Consider the following 4,591-nt stretch of genomic DNA (forward strand, 5'->3'; position numbering starts at 1 on the left):
GCGGTCGGTGGCCCGGGCGGGCGACTCGGTCGCCCGGTACGGCGGCGACGAGTTCGTCATCATCTGCGAGGACGCGGCGGCACCGGCGAGCGCCACCGTCGCGGAGCGATTCCGCGAGGCGGTCGGGCGACCCCTCGACAGCGTGCCTCCGCGCTACGACATCGCCGCCAGCATCGGCGTCGCGGTCTGGGAGCCGGGCGAGCGCCCCGAGCCCACGCCCGACCTCCTGCTGCGCATCGCCGACGAGGCGATGTACGCCTCGAAGGATGCGGGCCGGGATCGCGTCACGATCGTGATGGCCGACGAGACGAGCACCACTGACACTGCACACGACCCCCGAGCGGAGGCTTCATGGGAACACTGAGATACGACTCCACCATCACCGCGGAGTTCGACGATCGCACGCTCACCCACCTGCAGGTGGTGATCTGGTCGAAGCTCCGCCGCGGCGAGCACTTCGCGTTCACCTTCGGTGACGAGGCGCCGCCGGCGAAGCGCACGTCGGTGTGGTGCAGCCCCACCGTGCCGATGGCCTTCCAGTTCGACGAGCCCGGTGATCCGTCCGAGCTCAACCCGCGGTGGCTGGAGGTGCTGACGAAGTCGGCGAACTCGGCCGGTGGGCTGCGGCCGGTGCCCGAGCCCGAGGCCGCCGCATGAACGGATGGCGCAGCACGACCACCAGTGCACGAGGAGGAATGCCATGGGCCAGTTGATCTACGGCGGAGCGCGCATCTCGGAGTTCGAGATCGAGGACCGCGTGCTCGCCCACCTGCAGTTCGTCGTGGCCACCAAGCTGCGACGCGGCGAGCAGTTCATGCTCACCTGGAATCATGGGGTCGAACGCGGCAGCGGGCGCAGCTCGATCTGGATCAGCGCGTACGTGCCCGTGCATTTCAAGTACAACGGCAACCGGCCGCCGAAGCTCAACCGGGCGTGGCTGGAGCTGATGATCGACGGCGCGAACAGCCCCGCCGGGCTGCATCCGATCCCCGAAGCGGCAGCCGGGGCCGGGGTGCCCGAATGAACGACGAGCGTCCGATGACCACACGAGAGAACGGAGGTGCGGTGTGAAGATCCACCGCCTGACAGTCGACGGCCGGGACTACTTCCTGCCCGAGCCCATCGATGCGCTGCGCGCCGAGATCCTGAAGGCGATCCAGGCGGGCGGCGGCTACGTGAACGTGCCGCCCCTGCGCGGCGGACCCGGCATCGACATCCTCTTCTCCCCGGGCATGCCGGTCACCTGGTCGCAGATCGACGTCGGCGGCGAGCCCGAAGAGGCCGTCAGCTCCGACGAGGACGAGGCCTACCAGGACCCGCCCTACGGCGCGCTCTGAGCGATTCGACCACCGGGCGGCACGCCCGGCCCCGGCACGCCCGGTGCGGTTGCGACCGCACCGGGCGCTGCCGTGCGTCCGCCGGGCACGCCCGGCGCCGTCGCGACCGCGAGGCGGGCTGAGATGCTCCGCTCGGGAGCCGGCCGACCGAACAGGTAGCCCTGCGCCCGATCGAATCCGAGCTCCCGCACGGCCACGAACTGGGGCTCCGTCTCGACGCCCTCGGCCACCGCGCGCAGGCCGTGGTCGCGTGCGAACCCGACGAGTCGCGCCGCCACGCTCCGGTCGCCGGGCAGGAGCGTGATGACCGAGCGATCGACCTTGAGCTCGGTGATGGGGAGCGACCGCACGCGGAGCTCCGCCTCCTCCACCGTGCGCACGTCATCGACCGAGATGCCGATGCCGGCGGCGCGGATCCCCTCGAGGGTCTCGGCGGCCTCCTCGGGCACGGCCCTCGTCTCCGTGAGCTCGAGCGTCAGGAGCGTCGGGGGCATGCCCGTCGCGGCGAGGTGGTGGGCGACCCGCTCGGCGAACGTCCCCTCCGACAGCTGTGCGGCCGCCACGTTCACCGCGACCTCGATGCGCCGACCGGCGCGCACGAGCGCCGCGCCGTACCGGCAGGCCGTCTCGAGCATGGCGTCGCCGATGGCGATCATCGCCCCGGTCGCCTCCGCGAGTGGGATGAACTCCGCGGGCGGGATGACCCCGCGACTGGGGTGACGCCAGCGACTCAGCGCCTCGATGGCGACGAGGACGCCGTCGTGGAGGTCGACCTGCGGCTGGTACTGCGCGATGATCTCGCCGCGCTGCGCCGCGAGGCGCAATTCGCGTGCGAGGCGCTCGTCGTCTGCCATGGTGTTCCCTCCTCGGGCGTCCGAGACGCCCGCGCCATTGTCACGCGCGATCGCGCATTCGACGAAACGGCAGACAACGAGCGCTCGGATGCGTATACTCCCGCTGCTCGGCCGGCGGCCGCGGCGGATACACGAGCGTCACGAGCACCACCGAGATGATCATGAGCAGGAACCAGGAGACGAGCTTCGACGGCGACACGAGCTGCCAGCCGTCGAGCTGATCGGGGTAGAACCAGGCGCCGGCCCAGGTCGCGATATTCTCGGCCAGCCAGATGAACAGGGCGACGAGGCCGAACGCGATGAGCAGCGGCATCCGGGGCCGTCGACGCCACACCCGGAAGTGCATGACGGTCGGCCACCAGACGACGACCACCGCCGCCAGCAGCGCCCATCGCAGGTCGATGACGTAGTGGTGCGTGAAGAAGTTCGCGTAGATCGCGGCGGCGACGACCACGGTGACCCATCGTCGCGGGTACCGCGTGAAGCCCAGGTCGAACAGGCGGTACACGCGCACCATGTAGGAGCCCACGGCGGCGTACATGAACCCCGAGAACAACGGGACGCCCGCGATGCGGAGCACCCCGTCGCCGTCGTACGTCCACGACCCGACGTCGGTCTTGAACAGCTCCATGACGGTGCCGGTCAGGTGGAACAGCACGACCACCCAGAGCTCGCGTCCGCTTTCGAGCCGCGTCGCCACCATCACGACTTGGATGAGCACCGCGGCGATGGTCAGCGCGTCGTTCCGTGCGAGGGCCGCGTCGTCGGGATACCAGAGCCGCGCGGCGACGATGACCGCGAGCAGGGACGCGCCGAAGATGCACGCCCACGCCTGCTTCGCGGCGAACACCAGGAACTCGATGAGTCCGGCACGGACGCCGCGATCGGATGCGTCGGCGAGGAGGCGGTGCGCGGCTCGGTCGATCGCCCGTTCGACCGCCGTGCGGTCGGACTCGCGGGCGGCGCCGGCTGCGGTCATGCCGTGCGCTCCGAGGGGGTCATGCCGCGCGCTCCGACGCCGTCACCGTGAACTTCGCGTTGCGGGCGACCTGGCGCGTGGGGCCCACGACGCGCTCGAGCAGCGGCCGGTAGCGCAGGTGCGAGTTCCAGACGCACCACAGCTCCCCGCCGGGCACGAGCACGCGGGCGGCGTCCGCGAAGAGGTGCGCCGCGATGCCCGTGTGCAGCGCCGCATCGGAGTGGAACGGCGGGTTCAGCACCACGAGGCGCTCGCTCGCATCGTGGATGCCCTCGAGTCCGTCGGCCTGGCGGACGTCGACGCGGTCGGCGAGGCCGTTCACCTCCGCCGTCTGCCGAGCGGATGCCGCGGCCGACGCCGATCGGTCGGTCGCCGTCACCCGCAGCACGGGGCGCGTGCGCGCGAGCCAGGCGGCCACCACCCCCGACCCGCACGCGAGGTCGACGGCGGTCGCGGCATCCGGCACCGCGTCGCCGAGGTGCTCGAGGAGGAACCGCGTGCCGATGTCGACGCCGGCGCCCGCGAAGACGCCGCCGTGTGCGACGAGCGTGACGCCCAGGTCGTCGTGCCGCTCGCCTCGGGGCCAGCCGAGCGCGGGTGGCTGACGGTGCGCGCGGGGCGCGCGGGCGATGAGCACCCTGGACTTCTGGCGTGCGTGCGACACGTCGACCCGCTCGAACCACGCCGCCAGCACCTCGTTCATCGAGAGCGACATGTGCTTCAGGCGGCCGCCGGCGACGACCACGACGTCGGATGCCGCGTGGCTCGCGATGAGGCCGGCGAGCTCGTCGAGCCGGTCGAGCGACCGCGGCAGGCGCAGGAGCACGAGCCGGGCGCCCGCGAGCAGCCCGGGCGCGAGCGGCATGGACCGCACCTCGCCGTCCAGGCCCGCCCGCGCGGCGTTGGCCGCGAGCGCGCGCTCGCCCGTCACGAGGTCCTGGTGCACCCGGATGCCGCGAGCACCAGCCGCGGCCGATCCGAGCGCCAGCGCGCCGTAGGCGTCGTCGAGCACGACGAGCTCGCCATCGCCGAGGCCCCCGGCCAGTGCGGCCGCCTCGTCGAGGATCAGCCGGTCCGCGGCATCCGACGCCTCGAGCCCTCGGCCCTCGACGTCGGGATGGCGTCGCAGCGCGCCCAGCTCGAATGGCATGCGTCAAGGGTATGACGCAGCCCAGGACGCGCGACGATCCGGGCCCGGATGCACCTCGCAGGTGCGTTTGCTACCCTCGACCCCGCATGCGGGAAACAGACCAGCGGCCTTCGGGGGAACGGCGCGCGGCTCGACACGGGGCCGCGGGCCGTCGTTCTGCTGCGCCCACGGCGTCCGGTCGCCCGGCTCGCTCGTCGCCTTCGACGGGTCCGCGCCCGACGTCCTCGGCGGGTCGGCGCTCGGCGCCCACGCCGGCCGCACCCGCCCGCCT

Annotated in this window: 7 protein-coding genes; 4 read left to right on the plus strand and 3 right to left on the minus strand. The window is 72.3% G+C overall.

What is annotated here, in order from left to right; translation table 11 throughout:
* The 4 genes from AC1DY2_RS15950 to AC1DY2_RS15965 all read left to right on the plus strand — a co-directional run.
* Window positions 1-364, plus strand: a 364-nt coding sequence (locus AC1DY2_RS15950; protein ID WP_476763314.1) for a GGDEF domain-containing protein, incomplete at its 5' end; no start/stop codon positions are given.
* Window positions 352-657, plus strand: coding sequence for a DUF7882 family protein (locus tag AC1DY2_RS15955; protein ID WP_309976023.1), 306 nt, complete (start codon window positions 352-354; stop codon window positions 655-657). The genes AC1DY2_RS15950 and AC1DY2_RS15955, both read left to right, overlap by 13 nt.
* Window positions 658-700: 43 nt before the next feature.
* Window positions 701-1,024, plus strand: coding sequence for a DUF7882 family protein (locus AC1DY2_RS15960; protein ID WP_159602010.1), 324 nt, complete (start codon window positions 701-703; stop codon window positions 1,022-1,024).
* 43 nt (window positions 1,025-1,067) lie between these two features.
* Window positions 1,068-1,337, plus strand: a complete 270-nt coding sequence (locus AC1DY2_RS15965) for a hypothetical protein (protein ID WP_309976020.1) — start codon at window positions 1,068-1,070, stop codon at window positions 1,335-1,337.
* Here the strand turns inward: AC1DY2_RS15965 and AC1DY2_RS15970 are convergent.
* Genes AC1DY2_RS15970 through AC1DY2_RS15980 form a run of 3 tightly spaced genes read right to left on the minus strand, consistent with a single transcriptional unit; the run spans window position 1,322 to window position 4,320 of the window.
* Window positions 1,322-2,191 carry an EAL domain-containing protein gene (locus AC1DY2_RS15970; RefSeq protein WP_476763315.1) on the minus strand — a complete coding sequence of 290 codons (870 nt, stop codon included), beginning with the start codon at window positions 2,189-2,191 and terminating at the stop codon, window positions 1,322-1,324. The two genes, AC1DY2_RS15965 and AC1DY2_RS15970, sit on opposite strands and share 16 nt — an antisense overlap.
* A 40-nt stretch (window positions 2,192-2,231) precedes the next feature.
* On the minus strand, window positions 2,232-3,170 hold the full coding sequence (locus AC1DY2_RS15975; RefSeq protein WP_476763316.1) for a DUF817 domain-containing protein: 939 nt from the start codon (window positions 3,168-3,170) through the stop codon (window positions 2,232-2,234).
* 19 nt (window positions 3,171-3,189) lie between these two features.
* The gene (locus tag AC1DY2_RS15980; RefSeq protein WP_476763317.1) at window positions 3,190-4,320 is read right to left on the minus strand and encodes a class I SAM-dependent methyltransferase; all 1,131 of its coding nucleotides are present in this window, start codon (window positions 4,318-4,320) and stop codon (window positions 3,190-3,192) included.
* Between the last annotated feature and the right edge of the window lie 271 nt (window positions 4,321-4,591).

Source organism: Agromyces sp. P1_H4, assembly GCF_056405255.1.

Coding starts and splice junctions, on each gene's coding strand:
- AC1DY2_RS15970 (WP_476763315.1), bottom strand. CDS start 2,191: ATGGCAGACGACGAGCGCCTCGCACGCGAATTGCGCCTCGCGGCGCAG.
- AC1DY2_RS15975 (WP_476763316.1), bottom strand. CDS start 3,170: ATGACCGCAGCCGGCGCCGCCCGCGAGTCCGACCGCACGGCGGTCGAA.
- AC1DY2_RS15960 (WP_159602010.1), top strand. CDS start 701: ATGGGCCAGTTGATCTACGGCGGAGCGCGCATCTCGGAGTTCGAGATC.
- AC1DY2_RS15955 (WP_309976023.1), top strand. CDS start 352: ATGGGAACACTGAGATACGACTCCACCATCACCGCGGAGTTCGACGAT.
- AC1DY2_RS15980 (WP_476763317.1), bottom strand. CDS start 4,320: ATGCCATTCGAGCTGGGCGCGCTGCGACGCCATCCCGACGTCGAGGGC.